This is a genomic window from Paenibacillus hubeiensis (assembly GCF_032334105.1).
GTDB classification, from domain to species: domain Bacteria; phylum Bacillota; class Bacilli; order Paenibacillales; family Paenibacillaceae; genus Paenibacillus; species Paenibacillus hubeiensis.
Genome location: NZ_JAVYAE020000020.1, coordinates 28,858 through 52,041 on the forward strand (window position 1 = coordinate 28,858; position 23,184 = coordinate 52,041).

The window sequence follows — 23,184 nt, forward strand, 5'->3', positions numbered from 1 at the left end:
ATCAACCGATAAAAACGCCAATATGTCGAAAAACGATACACAGAGAGGAATCTGTCATGGTAAATAAAACAACGGAAGACCTTAGAGTCAGAAGAACCCATAAGCTCCTGTACAATGCTCTATTTGATCTCATGGGCAAACACTCATTTGAACATATAACGGTGAAGCAAATTTGTGATTTGGCGATGGTGCACCGGACTACGTTCTATACGCATTTTCAGGATAAATTTGATTTACTTTCACGTGCCGTGCAGCAAATTGCCGAGGAAGAATTCAAGAACTTTGCCGAGGTATCCCTTTCTCCGTTCGATAATTTTCGGGAATTGTTTTCCGTTGCAGCGAAACATAAAACATTATTTTCACAGCTTTTATTTGAGGAAAGAGATTCCTTAAGGAATTTGCTGCGGAGGGATATGGGGGCAGGTATGAAGAAATACTTGGTTGAGCATCACTCCATTGAAGTAGATTCCATAGAAATACAAATTAAACTGGAAGCCTACATCGGAGCTGTTCTTGGTGTGTTAAATTGGTGGATGGAGAACAACATGTCTATTGATGAAGAGGAATTATACAAAAAGATGAATATCTTTTCAGAATGGACTTTCGCAGAATAGTCTCATTGCACCAAAAAACCGATCCCGATGGAACCGACGGACAAGCCAGTCCCTAACATTGAACGAAAAACCCCTCGAAACCACCGTTAACGTGGGTTTGAAGGGTTCTTGTGCTTCGCTTATTTCTCATCTAAATGGTAGATGACTTGCACGACACCGGAAGCAAACGTTCTTGTATCCACCGTTTTCAAGTTTATTCTCTGTTTCATATCCATAAATAGCGGTTTTCCTTCCCCTAATATGACAGGGTGAATGGATAATCTAAATTCGTCAACTAACCCTAAATGAATAAACGTAGTTATCAGATTTGCTCCACCATATAACCAAATATCTTTACCCGGTTTATTTTTTATTTTAATGACTTCTTCCATAATATTATTATTAATGTAGGTCACTTTATGATCCGTCTCGTTTTTAGTCCTGGAAAATACATATTTCTCTTTCGCATGAACCAAATCCCAAAGCTCTTTCTCAGCATCCGTAGATTCATTTTCTGGAGTAAGTTGTCCCCATAAATCATAGCTTTTTCTTCCGTAGAAAATCGTATCAATTTGACTCAGAAAGTGATTAAACTCCATATCAGGATCCATGATGCACCAATCCACTTCCCCATTTTTCCCTTCAATGAAACCATCTAACGTAACGGCTAGATCTAAAATAACTCTTCGGTTCATCCCTTGCATCTCCTTTCATTCATCTACCTTCAGTATAGATCTGAATTACGACAAATCACGTCGTAGTTAAGAAGAGAAGGTTCTTTTCAATTAGGTTAGTAGAGCTATAAATTCATTCGTTGAATTAGGCTGACCGCTTCGCTTCACCAGATTGGTTCTGCCTCTCCGTTAGCCGGTACTTTCTACATTCTGGCTCTGTTAAGACAAAGTAATCTAAGCAAAAATAAATATATTTCATACCTTTGTATAAGTTTACTTTACTTTTATAAACATTGAGTTTATAATCGATCCATGAGGTGATGGTCGTGAAGAAAGATTTTGGTGATTCGATATCAAACAAGGTTTACGAATATCGTGTACTTGCCAGAATGTCTCAGCAAGAATTAGCAGAGAAAGTCGGGGTTTCCAAACAAACCATCTTCGTCATGGAAAAAGGAAATTATGTTCCAACTTTGCTGTTAGCTTTTCGAATTGCCGCTTTTTTTAATGTCGATGTAAACGATATTTTTACTTATGTGAAAGGAAATGATCAAAATGATAACTAAGTTCTTCTCAGATGTCCATAATGCTATTTTTTCCCCTTTAAAGTCCTGGGCTGAACAATCTACGGCAAATTGGAATATTCTCATTGGAGTTGGTTTTTTACTGGTTATGGGGAGCGCAATTTTAGTGTATGTATTGTATAAGAAAACCGGGCAAGACGACGAACGGACCAATAAAATCTTTTTGAAAAGCAGTTCCTACATGCTGTTGGCCATTATTCTATGTGACATCATTTTTCCTAAAGACGATATGTGGACCATCTTCTTCTTGTTCAAATATACGCTGGCATTTCTAGCCGGTGGAATTTACATGGCCGTCCAATATAAAAGGGATTTTTCATAAGGAAAGATCGAGAAGCGAGATTGGGGTGCAGTAGGGCTCGTTATTACTGGTTGTACTCGTGTTTTACCTAATGGGCATGGATTTACGAATGAATTTGCTCGATACAACGATGAATTGTTCCAAGTTTACACCAAAGCAGCTGATCACTATGATCGGCTGCTCTCTTGGTTATATTGAGTTTACGTTTCCCGTTAGTTCAATGTCGTGGCGCATAAATACGGTCAGTATCCGTATCAATTACAACATTTGGCCTGACATCTATTTCTTCTGAAGAAGGTAGACGCTCAAATTGAAACATCCTACAAAAAATATCTGCAAATTCACTTATGTTTGTACAACAGGTTTTGGCTATTTCATATTTCTTTCTTAATTCCGAAATTGAACATGTTTTGCCGATGATAAGTACATTTTCAAAATAACCATCAATTTCAACGATCAAGTTCATCACCGCCAGTTGCTATCCAGCCTGTAAGCTCAAAAGTATTGATACATAAAGATTAATAACGGCACCTCTTAGTTAAACTAAAGTTTCTCGATAGTTGAATCTAGAATCTTTAGATTTTCACTTCTTCCATAACTCGACTCAATTTCTTTAGACAATACTTTTGTTTGTTCCCCTAGATATTTCAAGGCGTTAGTATAAACTGTTGTATCGTCGCCTAGCCGAGCCATAACGGTTACACTTACAACATTTCGAACATCAACATCATTACTTAAAGCCATTTGTTCAATAAACCCAAAAATTATAACAAGTAAATTTTCCTCACTTTTGGTTAATTTATAGTTAATTTGGAGTCGGTTGATTAAATATGGATTCAGTATATTGCCAAATGCAACGTGAGGCGGAATCTCCCCCTCTTCTTTCCATAGTTCATTTAGCTCTTTTATGTATAGCGTATTTAATACCGGCAATAGCCTACGCATTTCGTGAACAACGTTTTTATAATTCACCGTCATCTCTTTCCTCCTTTAGCAAGGTTAATCCCTCTTAACTCTTCGACTTATTTGTTAAACTAACCTGCCCGTTAGTCGAACAAAAGCAGCCGACCATGTTGAGATCGGCTACCTTAATGTTTTTATCAAGCTATCGTTTCCCGTTAATTTAATCACTTGGCAGGCTTCTCTGCATCAATAATCAATGAGACAAAGCCTAATTTACCATTAATATTTCTATGATCAAAACGTTTGGAACGGAAAATTAAACCTTTGTTTTTGTCCCATTCCTTGTAACGAAATTTACCTTCTTTATCACAATATTCGAGTAAACGCACATTGAATCCAGCAGCTTTAAACATGATAGTTAAAGTCTTATAATTATATACAATCTTATGAGAAGCAGCTGGATGGTCAACTGGTCCTGGTCCTCCAATTTGCACTTCATTTTGATATTCTTCATTGGGAAAATAACCATCTGGAACCGCGCAACGTACATAACCGCCGGGTTTTAAAAATTCAAAGCATATTTTTGCTGCTTTTACACCTTCGTCAAAATCTAAGTGTTCCCAAACATGTTCTGCTAAGATTGATGTTATCGTATTAGGTGTAAAACGATCTGCCCATTGATTTCTTTGTAGTAAACTCAACTCTGATTCCTGAGTTTGTATCCACTCAGGATTGTTATTATACATTCCAGCGCCAATAACTACTCTGATATCCTCTTTTATACCATGCCACTCCTTTACATATTTATATAAAGTTTAGCATACATATTCTGGATATAAATGGATTTAAATCACTTCCGGATGGAACGATGTGATATCTATCAAAAACTCCTTGTTCAAACAGAATACTTCCGAGCGAATCACGTTATACATCCCCTTAGAAAAGCTTTCAAGCTCCAACTGTGAAATTGCAGAATCATTGTGCTAACCTCCCGTTAGACGAATGAAAGTAGCCAATCACAATGATCGGCTTTTTATGTTATTGAGCTATCGTTTCCCGTTAGCATAACAACGAATTATACATCATTTATGCGGCACGTAAAGCTAAATCTTTATGATCCCATTTAACCACCATTCTACGTACTTAGTCACTGAAGGCGCGACCCACATTCGGCTATCATTTTCATGATTCCATACAAACACATCATCTCTGCAAACTCTATTTTGGGATACTGGAAAGGCAAACAAATCACCAATACCACTCTCTGCAAAGAAGACTAGATTTTCAAATGGCATATAATACTCTTCTAAAAAACCATCTCTATAATGCTTGTTTTCATTCATAATACGGTCCAATGGCCATATCAGCCCCAGATCATAACTCCCCTTCACCCCATTTGTCTCTAACATGATTTCTTTCAATTCCTGTGGGAGAGTCACATTGAGCAAGCTTTCAACCTTGTCAATCTCGTCTTTTGTTGCAGGAGTGCCGAATGTGCACTCCTCTGAGATTCCCTGAAAGTATTTTTTCCACATACAATAGCCCACCTCCCAATATGTCTACTTTGTATTTTTATTGATTAAGAGCAATTCTTTATAATGATCGTTTGCGCTCTTGTTTGTTTGAGAGGTATTCCACGTAAATCAGATCCTCTACCTAGGTCTTGAAGACGTCGACGCCTTGAAACAGGCACGGAATGCAGAATTACCTCTAATAGTGCGGATTCATCAGTTAGAAAAAAGTTCCCTCGCTTGATTCTAAACCAGAAAAATCATTTGGCTCTAGTTCGCCATCATTCAATACAACTGGATGTTAAAGGAAACATTTATCCAGCTTGTAGCGTTTATGTTACGTAAACAAATTACTTTAGGAGGAATCAAGATGAAGCGGATCGTTTCTCTATTGTTGATGTTAACTTTAATTGTGGGTGTAGGGTCCGTTGCCTCTGCTGCTTTGGACCAATCCTTGTTGGATCTACCTTTTAAGGAGCGTGCGGCGAATGTATATAAAGCTTCACTAAAGAAGGTAGAGCTAAATATCACAAAGAATCACAAATTAACTACCACTGATTATAATTCCGTTTATGTTCCTGTAAAGGATGTCTTTAAACAATCAGGAGCAACAATCCAATGGGATGGAAAGAACAAAGTTACCACCATTAAAAATCAGGGAAAAGAATTGATTCTCAATTTCTCAGGAAAGGACATCATTGTGGGAAAGAGCCAGGTTACTCTTCCGCAAGATTGGGTCCAATTGAAAAACGGGGTTTCAAGTATCGATGCATTTGTCCTAGCATATATTTTTGAAGTAGCTGCTGATGACTCGGATCAAGAAAGAGTAAATTGGGAAGAAAAACTTAAATTTTTGGATATCAAAGGAACGACTGGTCTTCCAGGATTCGATAAGTATATGCATGTGTTTGTTGAGTTTAATGATTAATTACGATCGTTTATTTATTCTTACGAGCCTTTTTCGGTTATCACCGGGAGAGGTTTCTTTTTGTCTTAGTCCATGGACACCCATCTATAGGATACTCGCACGTCAGTTGAATAAAAGCAGCCGCTTGGACAATGCTGCGTTTGCGACTGATGTATGGTATGGCCATTAAAACATCATGAGTAACCCCCGTCGCAGGATACCGGCTAGCGGATCGAATGCAGAACGGGGGTTAGCATATTTATTGTCTTACATAAGCAGAACGGCACATTTATTGCACGGCTGTAACCGTGATATTATCCACATTCGGCCCTTCCGTGCCGGTTGTTACCACTGTAATCGTATTGGTTCCCGCGTTCATGGGAACCTGAATGGTTTTTTCACTCCAAGTCGACCAGCTGCCAGTTGCCGGGAAAGGTTCGTTGCTGATGACTTTGGTCCCGTTGACATAAATGTCGAGATTACGCGTTCCGCTTTCCAGCGCATAGCGAAACTTTACGTTTTTGGTACCTGTTATCACGTTATTGATGGCATTCCATTGAATGGCCGAACCTGTCAATGCGTTGAAGTTCACGTATCCAGACCCCGTGTATCCAGGATAGAGGGTCTCAATGACAGCATCGGTAAGTGTGGTGCCCGTCTCTGCCTCGTATGTGGTTCCACTACCCGGGTTAACGCCGCCGCCGGTGAGATCGGCTACGAACGTGGTTACGCTTTGGGCTGGCAGTTGTGCCGTAAAGGCTCCACCGGACACCGTAATCGGTGCTCCGCTTGCCAGGTTTCGACTGCTGTCCGTAACCCATGAGGATACCGTAGAGGCGTTCCCGTTCTGCAGAACGAATTTTTGGCTTGCAGCCGAGGTACCGCGATTAATTGCCACAATGACCACCTTGTTGTCGCCTTTATAGGCCGAAACGAAAGTATTGGTATCCGGATTTTTGGTAGCATCTACTCTGTAGTAGCCTGGCCGTACAAATTTCGAGAAATGGGCCATATTATATCCACGTTTGCTAATGGTCCCGTTCTCATTCATCGGACCGTATTGTCTCCGAATGTACCACCATACATAAGCCTGGAAATCCCCTTCAACCATGGCGTTATGCATATGGTAAGATACGTCCAGTGCCTCAGGCCAGCGGTCCGACGAGTTGTTGTCACTGTTCGGGTAATACACCTCGGTCATCCACAGTTCTTTGCCTGCTCCTTTTTGCTTAAAGAGCGGGTATGCAAAATCTTTGAACTGAGTTCCATAGGTATGTGCTCCCAGAATGTCCATGTTGGCGAGTGCCTGAGGATCATTCAGGATCGGGTCAGACATGTTTTTCAAATACTGGAACGATTCAGGTGCCATGACCTTGGTATTTTGAATGGAACCGGCATTCTCCTTCATGAAACGAAGCATCTCCTGCGGTGTCCACCAGGTCCAGTCATGGGCATAATCCGGCTCATTTTGTACCGAGATGGCATACAGGTCTACGCCATTATTTTTCATATAAGTGACAAAGTCGTTCAGATGCTGCGCGTACGCGGCATATTTGTCGTATTTCAATCGTTTGGCGTTCGGATCCCCATTGTGATTAAAGGTTTCGACCATGTCGCTTGGCGGATTCCAAGGTGAAGCGAATACGAGGGCGCCTTGCTCTATCGCTCTTTTCGCGGTAGCAACCTCTCTGTACCAGTTATTTCTATTTTCGTCGACATAGATTCTTAAAATGGAAAACCCAAGCTGATTTTGTCCGTTACCAAAGGCGGTTTCACGCTGAGCTGCCGTCAAGTCGCCGATCCAGGCCGGATGGTTAATTCCCCCAAAACCCTTGATGAGCTGTTTTTCGGAGGATAAATTAATGTTGGCATCACTTGCTGCTGACACGTGGGTCGGAGTTAACATTAGGGGCAGAGCCGTCAAACAGGCTAACAGAATATGGACGGATCTTTTTAAGTTCAATTTCAACATGTTCACCTTCCTCAAATGGATATACTTATGAGAGCGCATTCAAAACTATAAACTTGTTCAGTGCCCAATAGAATTGTACGTACCACACCCTCTCGAATTGCAAAAGAATTTGACTTATATTTGTAAATATTACTATATTATTCCCCGCCCCAAAACCTGACAAATTATAGTTCATTCATTTTTTGATCTCAGGCATGTCGGATTTCAATGACAATAAAAAAGATGACCCCTAATGAACATAGGAGTCATCTGCCGATTACGAAGCAAGCTCAAGTTAATATTCCAAAAATGTATACAACAAGGAGGTTCGTTCAGATGTGAATCGAATTGGTCCCTTTTTCATCGGAGGCCGTTGGGTTGTTCGTTTCCTTGTAAACAAAGTAATCAAAATCAGCGTGTTTCCGGGTCCCGCCAAGATCCTGCGCACACAGACCGATATAGGTTCCCGTGAACCGGATGTATTCCGGGGATTCATCACACAGATGTGTGATATCCGTCCACCCGCCTGCCGGAACCCATGACGGATCATCGTCTAACGCATAGTAAAAGCAGGCACGATCATGATCGACCACGGTTTTTAAGCGAATCCGATGCCCCGATTTCAGTGGAATGTCCTCCTCCAAAACTTCATCATACACCCCGTATTTGGACTGAATGATGCCAAGGCACAACCCCTTGTCTTCATGATGCGTTACCCGTAGGTAGAGGTAATCCTGAGTATCGTAATACAGAATAAGTCCTGCCATTTGCTGCGGATGGTCCGGCGCGAATTCAAGGCACGTCTCGGCTTCGCACTCGAAAGCCTGCAACCTGCGGGCAAGCATGCTTTGTCTGTGCGTTGAACTCATCGATTCCATCCCATGCAAGCGTAAATAACCTGGACGTTCCGTCAGACTAAGCCATGTTGCATCCGGCGGGATGCGAAGTGTATTCCAATCGTGGCGAAGCTCGGCCTGATCAAAATGGTCCATCTCCCCTGGCGGTTCAAACGGGTGCGGCTTGATCGTCGGTGCTGTCACCTGAAGCTCCGGATACCGATCCCCGCTTGCAAGCCTTAGCCATCCGTCATCACTCCAAGTACAACGCTGCAGAGCCGTCTCACGACCAAGGATGCAGTGTTTCTCCTGAACAGGTCTTCCCACTAGGTGCGCCATGTACCATTCGCCCGTGTGCGTCTCGACGAGACTGCCGTGACCCGCCTTTTGCAGCGGTAAATCCGTCCTGCCGTGTGAAGTGAGAATCGGATTAGCCGGATCAACCTCATAAGGACCTTGTAACGAACGAGAGCGGGCAACCGTAACGGCATGCTCGTATCCGGTTCCGCCTTCAGCTGTGATCAAATAATAGTATTCGTTGTGTTTATACAGATGAGGCGCTTCCGTCAGTCCCAGTTCCGTTCCCTTAAAAATGTTAACCGCGGGTCCGACCAGCTTTTGTTCCTGAACCGAATATTCCTGCAGCACGATGCCTGCAAACCGGTTTTTGCCTTTGCGGTGATCCCAGATCATATTGACCAGCCACTTGCGTCCATCTTCGTCATGAAACAAGGAAGGATCAAAGCCACTGCTGTTCAAATATACCGGATCGGACCAAGGGCCCTCAATCTCCGTTGCTGTTACAAGATAATTATGAGTATCTTTAAAAGCGCCTATCCGGCTCTTCACATCGGTGTATATCAGATAAAACACGCCATTATCGTAGCTGAGACAAGGGGCCCATACGCCTCCCGAATTAATATTTCCCTCCATGTTCAACTGAGCCATGCGAGTCAACGGAGCAGCCATCGCGCGCCAATGAACCAGATCCCTGGAGTGGTGAATGCGTACACCCGGGAACCACTCGAAGGTAGACGTAGCGATATAATAATCTTCCCCAGCCCGGCATATGGAGGGATCAGGATGAAAACCGGGGAGAACGGGATTGGTAATCCTATTTTTGATCGTATTCATTAAAGAAACCTCCGGTAAGTAAATGGTAACTGTACAAAACAGGTAAGAACATGATGCCAGAGTTGCTTGGTTTCAGTGCCACCCCAGCGCTTTTTTGCCAGCCTCCAGAGCCGTTATGATCCGTTCGACATCGTACACATTGCCTCTCCACGTACCACCGCTGACGGATTGCAGTGCTGCCCACAATCGTGTATCCTCCGGCAGCGCTTCATCTGGCTGCATATCCGGATGAAAAGGCCGCTGTGCCAGGATGAGTGCTCCTTCTTCGGGGGAAACCTCCATCCCTTCTTCTCCGACAAAATTAATGCTTCCATCCAGGGTGCTTCGATCCACCACAATGTCAATCAAGTCACCGTTCCGCAGCTTGCCGATCGGCCCGCCGGCCAGCGCTTCGGGACCAACATGCCCAATACACGCACCGGTGGACACACCGGAGAACCGGGCATCGGTAATGAGTGACACGTATTTTCCAAAGGACAGATGCTTGAGCGCAGACGTAAGCTGATAGGTCTCCTCCATCCCGGTCCCGGAGGGTCCCCGTCCAAGCAGAACGATGATGTCCCCTGCCCGAATTCCGCCTGTTTTGATCGCCCGGATCGCTTCACGTTCCGTTGTAAATACCTTTGCTGTACCCCGATGACGATATACCCCGTGCTCATCCAGTACATCCGGGTCGATGGAGGTGGATTTGATAACCGAGCCTTCGGGGGCAATATTGCCGGTCGGGAATGTCACGGTGGAGGAAATCCCGAGACGCTGCGAGTGTTCTGCACTCATGATGACGCTGTCCGGATCAATGCCGTCCTTCTCCTTCAATTGTTTCCGCATGACATGGCGGCGTTCTGACGATTCCCACCAATCCAGCACTTGCCCCAAAGATGTGCCGCTTACTGTCGGAACAGACTCATCAAGTAAACCAAGCTGCCTGAGGTGAAGCATGACCTCGGGGACACCTCCGGCCTGGAAAACACGAATAGTCGGGTAAAAGATGGGGCCGTTCGGCAGAGCACTCACCAGTCTCGGAACATTCTTGTTGACCTGAATCCAGTCCTGAACGCCGGGCAGCGTTAAACCAGCCGCATGAGCGATCGCCGGGATGTGAAGAAGCAGATTGGTAGATCCGCCGAACGCGGCATGTACAATCATTGCATTGCGAATCGATGCATCTGTGACAATGTCCGCCATCTTCATCCCTTGGGTCTCCATATGGATGAGTGCACGCGAGGATTGCCGTGCCATCTCGATCCAGATCGGCTGCCCTGAAGGAGCCAGAGCGGCATGAGGCACCGTCATGCCCATGGCCTCGGCTACCACCTGGGCTGTTGCCGCTGTCCCCAGGAACTGACAGCCGCCGCCCGGTGTAGCGCAAGCCCGGCATCCCAATTCCGATGCCATTTCCAGCGAAAGCTCACCATTGGCGTACCTTGCGCCGATGGTTTGAATTTTACCCGCGTCTTCTCCGTTCGTAGGCGGAAGGGTAACGCCGCCGGGAACGATCACTCCTGGCAGCTGCGGCATACCTGCCAGCGCGAGCATCATGGCGGGCAGTCCCTTATCACAAGTTGCAACGCCGAGCACGCCTTTTCGCGTGGGCAGGGATCGAATCAATCTGCGGAATACGATAGCGGCATCGTTCCGGTACGGCAGCGAGTCGAACATGCCGGTTGTTCCTTGCGACCTGCCGTCGCAAGGATCGCTGACATAGCCGGCAAACGGGATTCCGCCGCGGCTGGACAGTTCTTCTGCCGCCGCCTTCATCAGCAGACCAACCTCCCAGTGCCCCGTATGATAACCGAGAGCAGCAGGACTGCCATCCTCGTTTCGAATACCGCCTTGCGTACTCAGGATCAGAAACTGTTTTCCGTTTAATTCTCCAGGCTTCCATCCCATTCCAACATTCTGGGACATGCCGAACAAGTCGCCGCTTGGAGCATTTCGCAGCAAATCGTCGGTCAAAGGCAGATGTCCTGCAGCCCCTGGAGCATGAGCTGTAATCCCGAAGAAGTCGGACTCCTTCTCCCCCATAATCGACATGATCTGTTCGTACATGATACCCTCCCCGCAGTTTATGACTTCACGAAGACGGTTTTGATGGCGGTGAAAAATTCGATAGCCGCTTGTCCCTGCTCTCTGGAATGCGAACTGGACATTTTCATCCCGCCAAACGGAGCCTGCAGCTCTACACCGGCCGTTTCCGCATTGATTCTTACAAGTCCGGCATCCATATCCCGGATGAACGAAAGCATAGCCCCGACATTTTGTGTGTAGATCGAAGCACTTAAACCATAATCACTGTCATTTGCCGACGCTATAGCCTCTTCAAGGGAATCCACCGGAATCAAGGCCAGTACCGGGCCGAATATTTCTTCCCGGGCAATGGACATATGTGATTCGACACCTTCAAATACGGTCGGCTCGACATAGAATCCTTCTGCAAGCTCAGGACTGTCCGGTCTTTTTCCTCCAGCGAGCAGTACTGCACCTTCATCCTGTCCTTTTTGAATATAGCTCAGTACGGTGTTGAGCTGTCCTTCGCTTGCACATGGGCCCATCCAGCTGCCGGCAGACATGCCGTCGCCCAACCGGATTTCTTGTATCTGCGACAGAAGCTTTTCTTTGAAAGCATCATAAACTTTGCGTTCAATAATAACGCGGCTGGTGGCCGTGCATTTTTGACCCGTTGATTTCAGGCCGCCGCTGATCGTTCCCTCTACAGCGAGATCCAGATCAGCGTCGGCTGCAATGATGATCGGGTTTTTGCCGCCCATTTCAAGCTGGTACTTGGCTCCACGAGCAAGGGCTGCAGCGCCGACCCGCTTTCCGACTTCATTGGAGCCTGTAAACGTTATGCCGTTCACATCCGGATGCTCGGCAAGTGCGGAACCGATTACCGAGCCTTTGCCGCACACGAGATTGAGAACCCCGGCCGGAATGCCGGCTTCCTCAAAACATTCCATTATTTTGGCTGCCGTAACCGCCGTTTCCTGGGCCGGCTTCAATACAACCGTATTGCCATAGATCAAAGCAGGTGCCGTTTTCCAGATGGGAATAGCCACCGGGAAGTTCCATGGCGCAATTACGCCGACTACGCCAAGCGGTACACGGGTCGTGAACATTAATGCTTCGCTATCCGTCGACGGAATCACATCACCCGTTTTGCGCATGCCTTCCCCTGCGTAATACCTCAAGATGGCGACGCCGCGCATCGTCTCTCCTTTGGCTTCAGGAAATGTTTTCCCCATTTCTCTCGTCATGGCTTCCGCCACCTCGTCGGCCCGGCGTTCCAGCACGTTTGCTGCCTGAAAAAGATAATTGCCCCGTTCTGCGCCGGTTAATCTCCGCCAGGTCTTCGCAGCCGCTTTTGCCGCTGCCACAGCATCGTTCAGATCCTCTACGCCGGAGGCAGGCACATGCCCTACGATTTCTTTTCGATTCGCCGGATTCATGCTGGGTTCCGTCTTTCCGGACGCTGCCTTCACCCATTCTCCGTTAATAAAATTGTTATAGGTCTGCTCTAACTGAAAAACGCTCATCGCCTTCATCCTCCTTAAGTCAACTAGTTTGAAATGACAGGATTAACGAGAGTCCCAATCCCGCTTATGGATATTTCAATACGGTCTCCGGATTCAAGCGTAAAATCATTGGGCGGTACAATATTGGTACCTGTCAGTAGAACCGTGCCGTCAAACAAATCGTTGTCTCTTGCTAAAAAGGAAACCAGTTCATCCAGCTTTCGGTTTAATTCACTTGTACTGGCCTCACTCTTCACCACCAATTCCCCATCGCGGAATATTTCGCAGACGATGTTAAGGTCATAAGGATTCCGGACCGTTTCCGCCAGACGAATCGCCGGACCGATCGAGCAGGAACTGCGCCATATTTTGGCCTGCGGCAGATAGAGCGGGTTATCCCCTTCAATGTCCCGGCAGCTCATGTCATTGCCCACGATGTATCCCGCAATGGTGCCATCTGCGGCAAGCACCAGTCCGAGCTCTGGCTCCGGGATCTGCCAAGTGGAATCGCTGCGAAGGGTAACCGCTTCATTCGGTCCAACGGTGCGGGCTGCTGTGGATTTGAAGAAGATCTCGGGACGTTCTGCATCATATACCTTGTCGTAAAAGGTGTTCGCATCCAGCTTGCCATCCGTTGCTTCATAGTTTCGAGCTTCCCTGCTCCGCTGATAAGTTACACCCGCCGCCCATACTTCCGGAGCTTCCACGGGTGTGATCAGGTGCAGGGAAGTCCAGTCGCCGCTCAGCTCGTTCAGCGGTTTAAAAGCGCTTTCAACCAGTTGAACCGGAGAAATTCCCCGCTCCCTTGCTTGATAGATCAGCGTCATGAAATCTGCTTGCGGCAAACGATAGGCTTTTTCATCATCCGTAACTGCTGCCAGCCACTTCTGTTGTCCATCCAGAAATCGAATAATTCTCATTCATGCTTGCCCCCATTCTCCCCTTCGGGGTGATAACACTACCATAGCATCAGCTAAGATTCATGACGATGTGCTAATCACTCCGACGACTTACCCTTTTCACGCATTTTTTTTCTGTTAATATGAATTTATCAGTATTTGGAATACAGAGCATTAAGAGGAGGTTGCTGTGACCAAAATCCCGGAAGCCATGTATTTAGGCCGTCTACCCGATGTTCGCATGTCTTTTCAGTTACTGGGGCTGCATGCAAGAAAAGTAGATTCCAACTGGACGTATCCATCCCATGAGCATTCCATGTATGAAATCCACTGGATGTTGAACGGTCAGATGGACATGGTGGTTAACGGACAGTTGTACAGTCAGTCTGCTGGAGACCTTCTGTTCATCCGCCCCGGTATGACCCATTCCTGCACCGGTGCCGGACCGCAGGGCTTCTCGTACTTTTCCGTTCATTTCAGCGTACATGATATCTCCTTTTGCAGAGAGCTCAACCGGTCCAAGGATATTTATTATCCGGCAGATTCGAATTTAGCCCTGGGACTTTCCTCTTCACTGTGTACGCTGTATGATCTGGCCACGGAGCACTTATCCATCCCGCTGTCTTCCTCCAAACAGATGAAGGTGCATGCTGCCGTATTCGATTTGCTCGGCTCCCTGGTCGGCCAGTTATCTCAGAACGCATCCGTGACCTTATCCAGAAAAGAAGCCATCGCCCATCAAATCGCTGAGCACATTGAGGATTCCGTTAGATATATCCATCTTCATGGTGAAATCCGGGATAGCGAGCGAACCTGGATCCAGGACATTGCCAAGTCGCTGAACATTAGTCCGTCGCAGGTCAATCGAATTTTTCGGCAGGTATATGGCACAGCACCGCGCAAGTTTCTATCAGAAACCCTTCTGAACGAAGCCCAGCGGCTGTTAAAGCAAACCGACCTAAGCATTGACCACATTGCGATGATGTTAGGATATAAGACCAATGCGCATTTCAGCAGGCAGTTCAAGCGGTGGACAGGCATTGCGCCAAGCGAATTTCGCAGCCATTCCCAGCAGGCTCCAGCAGCCGACCACCCTGATCATTGAAGAATCCGCTCATATCAACGGAGAGATGTACGAAACACGTCTCCGTATAAGATACTCAGGCCCCCACGTAGGGCATTACAAAAATCACATCGAAATATGCACTGCGGATGTTCAAATGAAATAGCAGCTGCTGGCGTCCAGCAGCTGCTATTTCATTACGCAGGTCGAACCTGCTAAGCCGTTAATTCTAAGGTAAATGAAGCCAAGCTCGCGCCTTCTGTAAGTAATACACGTTCTCCCCTTTTCCTTCAAAAGGCCCCCATTCAAGCCGCAGGAAGCCATTTTCCGCCTGAAGAATGGTTCCGTCCTCGTTAAAAAAGATCCGTTAGTGTGGATTTGATTTCAACAATCGAATGGTAAACGAGGTCCCTTGTGAGAGTTCACTTTTAACCGTGATCGTGCCGTTATGGGCTTGAACCAGCTTATAGACGATGGCCATGCCCAATCCCGTGCCGTCGGAAGCAGCATCCGTCGTGGTGCCACGGAAATATTGCTGGAATACATGTTCTACCGTATGGGGCGGCATGCCTACGCCGTTGTCTGCAATGCGAATCGTCGCATGCTCTCCTGTTTCCTCGATCTCGACGTAGATATCCGTATGTTCCGGATTGTGGATGATGGAGTTCATCATAATATTTTGCAGGATACGCTGCATGTATTTAACGTCAAAATCGACGTGAATGACCGACGGATCTGCTTGAAAATGCAAGCGGTAGCTGCTTGCTTGCGGAGTATTGCTGATATCCGCAACTGCCCTTTTGGTAAATTCGACGATATCCTGCATCGTCTTCTGCAGTGGCAGCGCGCCTTCAGCGCTATGGAGCTGTGTGACGAGGCTTAAATCTTGTATCAATTCCTCCATATGCTTCCCTTTGCCGTCCATTTCCCGGATGAACGACATCGCCTCTTCCTTCGACCACTCGTATTGCTCATTTAATAAGAGAGCCGAATATCCTCTGATATAGGTCAAGGGCGTTTTCAAATCATGGGATATCCCCGCAATCCATTCCTGCTTGGCTTGTTCGATCCGGTTTCTCTCCACTTCGTTTGCTTGCAAGATACTGCCCAAGGATTGAAGCTGCTGGAGCACCTCCTTATACAAGCGGTACCGCATGCGTAATTTTCCGGTTCGGTTATATATGTTCGCCATATTGCCGGGCTGCATGTAGTTGTCCCGCGAGAGCTGCTGAATCCAGGACATAAGGAAGCCGATCGGACCGCCGAAATACCAGCCGAACAAAGCGATGCATAGCAGCGTGCTAACCCCGAAAATCCCCCCTACGATAAGACCCTCATCATCCATATTGATGTGAAAACCAAGCAAGGGAAGAAGGCCTTCCACAATAATAGCAATAGATATCCCCGTACCTAGAAGCCACAGCACGAGCCCTAATGCCAAGTGAATCGTGAATCGAGTTTTTATTCGCATAGCCGTACCTCATTCGGGGGGATGAATTTATAACCGATTCCTCTTAAGTTCACGATGATTTTGGGTTTTCGGGTATCGTCGCCGAGCTTCTTGCGCAGCTTGGAAATGTGAATCGTAACCGTTTTTTCTTCTCCGAACACATCATTTCCCCATACCAACTCGTATAGCTGGCCCGTCGTAAAGATATGATTGGGGTGCTTGCAGAAGAAATGAAGAAGGTCCAGCTCCTTCGCCGTGCAATCGACGGTTTGGCCCTTCACGGTTAACGTGGCCGACTCCGGATGAAATGAGAAGTCCCCGTAATCGTACGCCTTGTTTTGTTGGTATGAACGTTTCAGGATCTTTTCCCGGCGAAGGATCGCCTTGATTCGGGCAACGACCTCCAATGGATTAAAAGGTTTGGTGATATAATCGTCTCCGCCGATCCCGAGCCCCGTTAATTTGTCGAAGTCGGTGGAGCGGGCGCTTATGAAAATAATCGGTGCATTCGTATGTTTCCGAATCTCCGTACAGAGCTCAAAGCCGCTTAGATCCGGGAGCATGATATCCAGCAAAATCATATCATACGTCTTTTCTCTGACGCGCTGCAACGCGTCTCTGCCCGATGATGCCGTGTCCATATGCGTGAAATTCTCTTTCCGAAGCGTGATCTCCAGCAGCTTCAAAATGCCGATTTCATCATCGACGGCTAGTATGGATGCAGATTCCATGTTGATCTTCCCTCATTTCAAACGTGTCCTGAATCTTCTCTTTCTATCTTACTCCATTTACAAATTCAGGAGGTTGATTCAAGTAAAATGTTACGTGTTTTTTCCGTACCGTTTACTTTATTTTTACTTTCATTCCCTAAGCTTAGGGTAACACATCCATAAATGATCGGGAGGAACTCAGGAATGGAAGCCATCATTCAAATCCATCAAGTCAGTAAGACGTTCCAGGGCACAGATACCATTAAGAACGTCAATATGAGCATCAGCAGAGGAGAAATTTACGGTTTTTTAGGTCCGAACGGGGCAGGAAAAACAACGATTATGAAAATGATATTAAATTTGGTCAAACCCTCTTCCGGTGAAATCCGGGTATTCAATCAGATCGTTACGCCAACGTCCCATCAATACTTAAAAAGAATCGGCAGCATCATTGAATATCCCGTATTTTACGATCGGCTGACGGCGGAAACCAATTTGGAGTTTCATTGCAGGTACATGGACTACAGCGATAAGCCTGCGATCAAGGACGCGCTGGAGATCGTAGGTCTGCAAGGAGTAGGGAAGAAAAAGATCCATGAATTCTCGCTGGGCATGAAACAACGGTTAGGCATTGCACGTGCGATCGTGACGAAGCCGGATATTCTCATCCTCGACGAACCGATCAACGGCCTTGATCCGATCGGGATTAAAGAAATGCGGGAGCTTCTGCTGTTATTAAAGGAAAAATACAAAACAACCATTTTAATTTCGAGTCATATTGTGTCGGAAATCGAATCGGTCGCCGATACGGTTGGCATTATTCATCAAGGCACTTTTTTACAAGAAGTCAAGATGGAAGACATCCGAAAACAACATGCGGGATCGTTAGAAGAGTATTTCATCAATCTCATTCATGGGGGCCAACGTTATGCTTAAACTTATCCAACTCGAATGGCAAAAAAACAATCTATCTCACAATCTTAAAGGGGTCTTCATTTGCATGGTGGCCATTTACGCTGCCGTTGTCCTTATGACGTTGGGTACCCAGGGTGAGAGCGAACCTATGGATTATGCTGAATTTATGTCTTTAACGGATATTTTGATCCGGATCACCTTTATCATTTTCGCAAGCGTGATTTTATCCCGTTTAGTGATTGAAGAATATAAGAGCAAGATGATCCAAGTGTTGTTCACCTATCCGCAGCAGCGAAAAAAAATAATGCAAGCCAAGTTATTGATCGTGTATGTATTCTGTTTCTTCAGCATCCTTGTAACGACGTTGATGATTAATCTGTTAACGTATTTCCTAAATCCGATCCTAGGGTTATTTGACGCACCGGTTCGTCTTGATGAAATGGCTGCCACCCTTCCGTCAACGCTGCTAAACGCCTTTATGATCGCAGGAATCAGCCTGATTCCGCTAATTTTTGGCATGAGAAAAAAGTCGACGGCTTCCACCATTACATCCGCTGTCATCATTGGATTTCTGGTTAACGCCACGGTGTCTGACGGAGGAAGCTCGTCCAGCCTGTTCCAATTCATTGCCATTCCGATCATACTCTGTCTGCTTGGTCTTCTCCTCGGCTATCTTTCTTTTTACAACATCGATCAAAACGACGTGGCCTAAACATGTGCTCCGTACATAAGGGGAGGGAATAGAGCATGGGAAAAATGCTAACCGCTTTGCTTGTCCTGATGGCCATTGGTGTGCTGGTAAGTGGCTGCCAAGGAATAGGAAAAGCAAGTTATCACCATGAAACATCCTTTGAGGCAAAACGCATAGAAGAAATTGAAGTTCATAATGATTCTTGGGATATCGAGTTCCAGCATACAGATTCCCCGAACATCATCGTCATTTGCGATGGAAAGCAGTTGGACGGAAAGAGCGATCCGGTAACGATTAATCAGGATGGGAACAAAATGATCATCACCCAGCAAGATCAAGGAGGAATCACAGGGGGATTTTCATTAGGCAAAAATGGCACGATCTATATCTCCATTCCCGATCATGAAATCGATACGATTACACTCAACAACGACGCAGGCGATATTAAGATGAAGGACATAGCGACCCAAAACATTTTCCTTACCAACAATTCAGGCTCTGAGCATATTGAAGGACTTTCCGCAGACAAGGGAGAGTTCACATCCAAGGATGGGGAATTCACGCTGAAAGACAGCTCACTAAACGAATCAAAGGTAACTTCCGGCAGCGGCGACAGCTCCCTGACCCGTGTAACCAGTCCTGATATGACCATCACTTCAACGGCCGGGGAAGTATCCGTCACGGAAGTTGAGGAAGGAAAATGGCTGCACGTAGAAACAAACTCCGGAGATATCACCGTAGCTTATACTACACCTCCTGCTTCATTAAAGCTGATGGCAAGCAGTGACTCGGCGGATATCCGTGTTGGCTTCGATGGCTTTATGGAGCAGCAGAACACGGAAAAATCGATAGAGGGCACGATTGGGAATGGATCTAATACACTGGAGCTTGTCAGCCATGCAGGAACGATAACCGTAAAATAATTCAATACCGGTTACCTTACGAATATTTCTCAAGCCTTTCGAACGGAGGGCGAGTAAAATACGTCACTATGCATATGCTTGATTTTGTCCCAGTTGCCAGGATTCATCGTGTCTGGAGAGCGGTGCTCCAAAATGGCCTGATACAGGTCGGTTTTTTGTTCCAGATGAGCAACGTGCAATTTGGCTTCTTCAAGCTTGGCGATTGCCTCCTCTTTGTGCTTCATCATGAGTGCGTAGCGCTGCGGGAGGGTCGAATCCCCTTCAAGACAGAGATCGACGTACCTTTTAATGACCTCAATCGGCATCCCGGATTGCTTGAGGCATTTGATGCCATGCAGCCAGTTGATCGATTCTTCGTCAAACATGCGAATGTTGTGTTGATTGCGCTGCACGCTTGGCACCAGACCTTTATCCGTGTAAAAGCGTACTGCATGCTCGGTGAGTCCCGTTATGAGGGCGGCTTCTTTGACCGTATGCATGTGAAACCCTCCTTGAAAAATAAATGTATAAAGACGCTTGCCTTCGTGTAACACGAAGGTGGTAGGTTTATTGTAATGCAAATCGACCGTAAGCGGAAGCCCCGCTGAGATACCCGATTTCCGAGTTTCGTGGCCGTTTGCGTTTTACAATTAAACACTAGGAGGAATTACAATGCAAACCGTAACATTGAACAATGGCGTGAAAATGCCGATCATCGGTTTTGGTGTCTACCAAATTCCGGATGCAGAAGAATGCGAAAACGCCGTATACGAAGCGCTGATGGCCGGTTACCGCTTGATTGATACCGCTGCCGGTTATCTGAATGAGGAAGCGGTCGGACGCGCGATCAAGCGCAGCGGCGTGCCGCGTGAGGAACTGTTCATCACGACCAAGCTCTGGGTTCAGGATGCCGGATACGAGAGTGCCAAGCTGGCTTTTGCCAAATCCCTGAAGAAGCTGCAGCTCGACTATCTCGATCTCTACCTTATTCACCAGCCGTTCGGCGATTACTACGGCGCTTGGCGTGCAATGGAAGACCTGTACCGCGAAGGCAAGATCAAGGCGATCGGTGTCAGCAACTTCCTGCCCGACCGTCTGATGGACCTCATTGTGCATAATGAAATCGTGCCCGCCATCAACCAGGTCGAAACGCACCCGTTCTATCAGCAAATCGAGGGTGCCGCTTTTATGAAAGAACAGGGAGTACAACATCAGTCGTGGGCACCGTTCGCGGAAGGGCTCAACAACATGTTCAGCAACGAAGTGCTGGCATCGATCGCGACAAAACACAATAAGTCGGTCGCCCAGGTCGTGTTGCGTTGGCTTGTTCAGCGTGAAGTCGTTGTCATTCCAAAATCGGTGAATAAAGAGCGGATCATCGAAAACTTCGACATTTTCGATTTTGAGTTAAGCGCGGACGATATTGAACAAATCGCGGCCCTCGATACGCGGGAAAGTCTTTTCTTATCGTACCGCGATCCGGAAGTCGCCAAGATGATGGGCAACTGGAGAGTGGATCTGTAAACCATGATCGAATCCTAAACTTATCACGTGTTTTTCCTTATCTAGTGAAAAAGGACAGGTCGGTCTGAGTTGACCCCTGTCCTTATTTACTTAAAGCCCGCCCTGTTAAAGCCTCGCGAACGTGATGTAATCGACTTGGACCGGCTCTGCCGATTCGCTTCGAAGTGCCCGGTTGATCTGTCCCCGGTGATATTGCCCATGCAGGATAACCTGCGACAGGATGTCCCGGACGGATGATCGGAACGGCAACCCGCTCTGGTTCGCATAGTCGATCATCTCATCCAACTCGGATTCCTCGAGCCCTTCCATATAGACGCGATATTGCGCGGCATTTTCTTCGAACATCGTCCGGATTGCCGTCAGGTCTTCCGTTTCCTCCCAGAGCGAATATGAAGCGCTGCCCTTGCCCTGCAATCGGGATAACCAAACTCGTTCCGCGACCGCGACGTGCCTAACCAGCTTCAGAAGGTCTTTGTTCTTCGTCCCACTCTCTTCGAGCGCGTCCAGGATGCGTCCGTCCGCCCAGTACAGATGGTCCATCATACACTTGATCGTCTTCATTTCGGCTTCCCCCTCTTCGTTTCATCAACTGGAACCTGCTGGGATCCATTCGTTTAATGGATTCTCGGTTGAGGCTATTCCATTCTGAAGACTATTTTTGTTCCCGTCTCATTGTCACTGAACGGCTTCCTATATTCTATGAACGTTAATTCAATTCCTGAAGTTTGATCGGGTAATGGCGGAGATATTACATAGTTAAATGAAGCATGACCTGAGTGGCTGCCGCCATTCATCATTCGGCAATCATACTGTTCTCCCATTTTCAATTCAAAATAGCTGTGATTGTTAGAAGTTGGAGGTGTCTCAGTCACATCCCAATCCATACTAAAAGTCACTACACTAGCATTACTATACTGCCTTATTGAGTTTACAGTATAAAAGCAGTTCCCTTCTTCGACTGATTTTAGCAGGGGGATATGTTTTCTAAAATCCGACGGTTCAACCATGGGCTTAAAATGCTCTTCACTGCTAAAAGTTCCAAAAACGGCTTTCAGAAAGTCCTCGTAAAGTTCAAACGTTTCAGCCCATTTAGAGATATATTCAAAGGGCGGGAAACCAGGATTGTTGTTGGATAGCTGCTTACGGAGTTTCAATAATTCACAAATTTGTTCATCAATATTATAAATTCGCTCGTCATAATGCTCCACTGGGCGTTCAAAAGGCATCCGTTTCAACATGGATCTCCCCTTTACATGGGTTCAATTACAGGAAAAACGACCAGCCCGCGTCTGGTTATAGGTGTTCCGTTAGCGTAACGCTAAATGGGATTAAATCAAAAGTAAAACTACACAAGAAAAGATACAGCTTAGTACGGCAATGAAACTATGAAGACAACTACATGAGATTTTTTCCAGAAGAATTCTTTGTTTTTTTTGAATGAAGTACGAGTAAAAGAACACAGTAATCACAAGGGGCAAATATATATGAAGATCCCGCCCATCACTACTCGGCAAGACTTTATTAATATATCCACCTATAGTTTCGTCAATTAACATACATCCGTATATAACTCCGATTATCCCTGAAACAAAAAACTGAGCTGCTACCTGAACTAGATTGTTCTTTAAGAAAAGAGGAACCAGTTTCCGGTAGAGGTTATGGATCATAATATATTTGGATCCTCCTCCATTTTTTAAGATTATCCTTCTATATTTTACCACACAGTTCCAATTCGTGCAGATAGCTTCATTTTAGCAATTCCGCGTGATAACGCCACACGTCGAAACGATCCTGCCCGTTAACGTTAAATGAACAAAGCAGCCGATCACAATGATCGGCTGCTACTTGCTCTTACTGTGCTATTTTTCCCGTTAGCATAATGACCTTGCTGATTAAACGATTGGTCATTCTAGCATTTTGCTACGTTTTATTTGCTAATCATGCAATTCTATCCATTTGATACCCTGTGCTGATCATTATGATAGGCATCTTCATTAAAGTAATGTTCAAACTGCTTTTCCATTTTATTCGCTACCAATTGGGTGTGGCGTGAATGCACAATGGCTCTAATGACAAAATAAAGGGAGACTATTGTAATCATGAAATAAATGATTTCCATCGAAA

General features: G+C 46.1%; 25 protein-coding genes. 9 read left to right on the forward strand and 16 right to left on the reverse strand.

All coding sequences use genetic code 11. The features are described from left to right. The first annotated feature begins 56 nt into the window (after window positions 1-56). Entirely contained in the window at window positions 57-614 is a 558-nt protein-coding gene (locus RSX24_RS29420) for a TetR/AcrR family transcriptional regulator (protein WP_236414755.1), read from the forward strand. Window positions 615-733: 119 nt separating this feature from the next. On the opposite strand, the gene RSX24_RS29425 is transcribed toward RSX24_RS29420, so the two are convergent. Beyond that, window positions 734-1,288 (reverse strand): dihydrofolate reductase family protein, encoded by a 555-nt coding sequence (locus RSX24_RS29425; RefSeq protein ID WP_343262617.1) that lies wholly within the window; start codon window positions 1,286-1,288, stop codon window positions 734-736. A gap of 299 nt (window positions 1,289-1,587) precedes the next feature. Between RSX24_RS29425 and RSX24_RS29430 the strand changes: the two genes are divergently transcribed. Both RSX24_RS29430 and RSX24_RS29435 read left to right on the forward strand, forming a co-directional pair. Then, window positions 1,588-1,833 (forward strand): helix-turn-helix transcriptional regulator, encoded by a 246-nt coding sequence (locus RSX24_RS29430; RefSeq protein WP_343262618.1) that lies wholly within the window; start codon window positions 1,588-1,590, stop codon window positions 1,831-1,833. Further along, window positions 1,823-2,173 (forward strand): DUF2178 domain-containing protein, encoded by a 351-nt coding sequence (locus RSX24_RS29435; protein WP_339274568.1) that lies wholly within the window; start codon window positions 1,823-1,825, stop codon window positions 2,171-2,173. The genes RSX24_RS29430 and RSX24_RS29435 overlap by 11 nt, the downstream gene beginning before the upstream one ends. 196 nt (window positions 2,174-2,369) lie before the next feature. Here RSX24_RS29435 and RSX24_RS29445 read toward each other — a convergent pair whose 3' ends face one another. The 4 genes from RSX24_RS29445 to RSX24_RS29460 all read right to left on the reverse strand — a co-directional run bounded on the left by RSX24_RS29445 (window position 2,370) and on the right by RSX24_RS29460 (window position 4,590). Continuing rightward, window positions 2,370-2,612, reverse strand: coding sequence for a hypothetical protein (locus RSX24_RS29445; RefSeq protein ID WP_236414759.1), 243 nt, complete (start codon window positions 2,610-2,612; stop codon window positions 2,370-2,372). Window positions 2,613-2,695: 83 nt separating this feature from the next. Next, window positions 2,696-3,130, reverse strand: a complete 435-nt coding sequence (locus tag RSX24_RS29450) for a DUF7674 family protein (RefSeq protein WP_343262619.1) — start codon at window positions 3,128-3,130, stop codon at window positions 2,696-2,698. A 149-nt stretch (window positions 3,131-3,279) separates the two neighbouring features. Then, window positions 3,280-3,801 carry a class I SAM-dependent methyltransferase gene (locus tag RSX24_RS29455; RefSeq protein WP_343262620.1) on the reverse strand — a complete coding sequence of 174 codons (522 nt, stop codon included), beginning with the start codon at window positions 3,799-3,801 and terminating at the stop codon, window positions 3,280-3,282. 357 nt (window positions 3,802-4,158) lie between these two features. After that, the gene (locus RSX24_RS29460) at window positions 4,159-4,590 is read right to left on the reverse strand and encodes an SMI1/KNR4 family protein (RefSeq protein WP_343262621.1); all 432 of its coding nucleotides are present in this window, start codon (window positions 4,588-4,590) and stop codon (window positions 4,159-4,161) included. A gap of 346 nt (window positions 4,591-4,936) precedes the next feature. On the opposite strand from RSX24_RS29460, the gene RSX24_RS29465 reads away from it, so the two are divergent. Further along, window positions 4,937-5,494: a stalk domain-containing protein gene (locus tag RSX24_RS29465; protein ID WP_343262622.1), complete on the forward strand. Its 558-nt coding sequence runs from the start codon at window positions 4,937-4,939 to the stop codon at window positions 5,492-5,494. A gap of 268 nt (window positions 5,495-5,762) precedes the next feature. On the opposite strand, the gene xynC is transcribed toward RSX24_RS29465, so the two are convergent. The 5 genes from xynC to RSX24_RS29490 form a co-directional block, all read right to left on the reverse strand. After that, window positions 5,763-7,445: a glucuronoarabinoxylan endo-1,4-beta-xylanase XynC gene (xynC, locus tag RSX24_RS29470; protein ID WP_438286905.1), complete on the reverse strand. Its 1,683-nt coding sequence runs from the start codon at window positions 7,443-7,445 to the stop codon at window positions 5,763-5,765. 311 nt (window positions 7,446-7,756) lie between these two features. Next, window positions 7,757-9,394: a glycoside hydrolase family 43 protein gene (locus RSX24_RS29475; RefSeq protein WP_343262623.1), complete on the reverse strand. Its 1,638-nt coding sequence runs from the start codon at window positions 9,392-9,394 to the stop codon at window positions 7,757-7,759. A gap of 72 nt (window positions 9,395-9,466) precedes the next feature. Beyond that, a complete protein-coding gene (locus RSX24_RS29480) occupies window positions 9,467-11,443 on the reverse strand; it encodes a YjhG/YagF family D-xylonate dehydratase (RefSeq protein ID WP_343262624.1) in 1,977 nt (658 codons plus the stop codon). Window positions 11,444-11,460: 17 nt separating this feature from the next. Next, the gene (gene gucD, locus RSX24_RS29485) at window positions 11,461-12,927 is read right to left on the reverse strand and encodes an alpha-ketoglutaric semialdehyde dehydrogenase GucD (RefSeq protein WP_343262625.1); all 1,467 of its coding nucleotides are present in this window, start codon (window positions 12,925-12,927) and stop codon (window positions 11,461-11,463) included. A 23-nt stretch (window positions 12,928-12,950) separates the two neighbouring features. Further along, on the reverse strand, window positions 12,951-13,826 hold the full coding sequence (locus RSX24_RS29490; protein ID WP_339274588.1) for a fumarylacetoacetate hydrolase family protein: 876 nt from the start codon (window positions 13,824-13,826) through the stop codon (window positions 12,951-12,953). Window positions 13,827-13,995: 169 nt separating this feature from the next. Here RSX24_RS29490 and RSX24_RS29495 point away from each other — a divergent pair, with 169 nt between their 5' ends. Beyond that, window positions 13,996-14,910 (forward strand): AraC family transcriptional regulator, encoded by a 915-nt coding sequence (locus RSX24_RS29495; RefSeq protein WP_343262626.1) that lies wholly within the window; start codon window positions 13,996-13,998, stop codon window positions 14,908-14,910. A 325-nt stretch (window positions 14,911-15,235) separates the two neighbouring features. Here RSX24_RS29495 and RSX24_RS29500 read toward each other — a convergent pair whose 3' ends face one another. After that, the gene (locus tag RSX24_RS29500; protein WP_343262627.1) at window positions 15,236-16,339 is read right to left on the reverse strand and encodes a sensor histidine kinase; all 1,104 of its coding nucleotides are present in this window, start codon (window positions 16,337-16,339) and stop codon (window positions 15,236-15,238) included. Beyond that, window positions 16,330-17,049, reverse strand: a complete 720-nt coding sequence (locus RSX24_RS29505) for a response regulator transcription factor (RefSeq protein ID WP_343262628.1) — start codon at window positions 17,047-17,049, stop codon at window positions 16,330-16,332. The genes RSX24_RS29500 and RSX24_RS29505 overlap by 10 nt, the downstream gene beginning before the upstream one ends. A 183-nt stretch (window positions 17,050-17,232) precedes the next feature. On the opposite strand from RSX24_RS29505, the gene RSX24_RS29510 reads away from it, so the two are divergent. The 3 genes from RSX24_RS29510 to RSX24_RS29520 are packed head-to-tail and all read left to right on the forward strand — an operon-like array spanning window position 17,233 to window position 19,557. After that, window positions 17,233-17,964, forward strand: a complete 732-nt coding sequence (locus RSX24_RS29510) for an ABC transporter ATP-binding protein (protein ID WP_339274594.1) — start codon at window positions 17,233-17,235, stop codon at window positions 17,962-17,964. Continuing rightward, a complete protein-coding gene (locus RSX24_RS29515) occupies window positions 17,957-18,655 on the forward strand; it encodes an ABC transporter permease (protein WP_343262629.1) in 699 nt (232 codons plus the stop codon). The genes RSX24_RS29510 and RSX24_RS29515 overlap by 8 nt, the downstream gene beginning before the upstream one ends. Before the next feature lie 35 nt (window positions 18,656-18,690). Further along, the gene (locus RSX24_RS29520; protein WP_343262630.1) at window positions 18,691-19,557 is read left to right on the forward strand and encodes a DUF4097 family beta strand repeat-containing protein; all 867 of its coding nucleotides are present in this window, start codon (window positions 18,691-18,693) and stop codon (window positions 19,555-19,557) included. A 29-nt stretch (window positions 19,558-19,586) separates the two neighbouring features. Here RSX24_RS29520 and RSX24_RS29525 read toward each other — a convergent pair whose 3' ends face one another. Next, a complete protein-coding gene (locus RSX24_RS29525) occupies window positions 19,587-20,036 on the reverse strand; it encodes a MerR family transcriptional regulator (RefSeq protein ID WP_339274600.1) in 450 nt (149 codons plus the stop codon). A gap of 172 nt (window positions 20,037-20,208) precedes the next feature. Here RSX24_RS29525 and RSX24_RS29530 point away from each other — a divergent pair, with 172 nt between their 5' ends. Beyond that, on the forward strand, window positions 20,209-21,060 hold the full coding sequence (locus RSX24_RS29530) for an aldo/keto reductase (RefSeq protein ID WP_343262631.1): 852 nt from the start codon (window positions 20,209-20,211) through the stop codon (window positions 21,058-21,060). A 105-nt stretch (window positions 21,061-21,165) separates the two neighbouring features. Here RSX24_RS29530 and RSX24_RS29535 read toward each other — a convergent pair whose 3' ends face one another. The 3 genes from RSX24_RS29535 to RSX24_RS29545 form a co-directional block, all read right to left on the reverse strand. Further along, window positions 21,166-21,621, reverse strand: a complete 456-nt coding sequence (locus RSX24_RS29535) for a DinB family protein (RefSeq protein WP_343262632.1) — start codon at window positions 21,619-21,621, stop codon at window positions 21,166-21,168. Between the two features lie 74 nt (window positions 21,622-21,695). Beyond that, the gene (locus RSX24_RS29540; RefSeq protein WP_343262633.1) at window positions 21,696-22,298 is read right to left on the reverse strand and encodes a hypothetical protein; all 603 of its coding nucleotides are present in this window, start codon (window positions 22,296-22,298) and stop codon (window positions 21,696-21,698) included. A gap of 710 nt (window positions 22,299-23,008) precedes the next feature. Further along, window positions 23,009-23,179, reverse strand: a complete 171-nt coding sequence (locus RSX24_RS29545; RefSeq protein ID WP_343262634.1) for a hypothetical protein — start codon at window positions 23,177-23,179, stop codon at window positions 23,009-23,011. Between the last annotated feature and the right edge of the window lie 5 nt (window positions 23,180-23,184).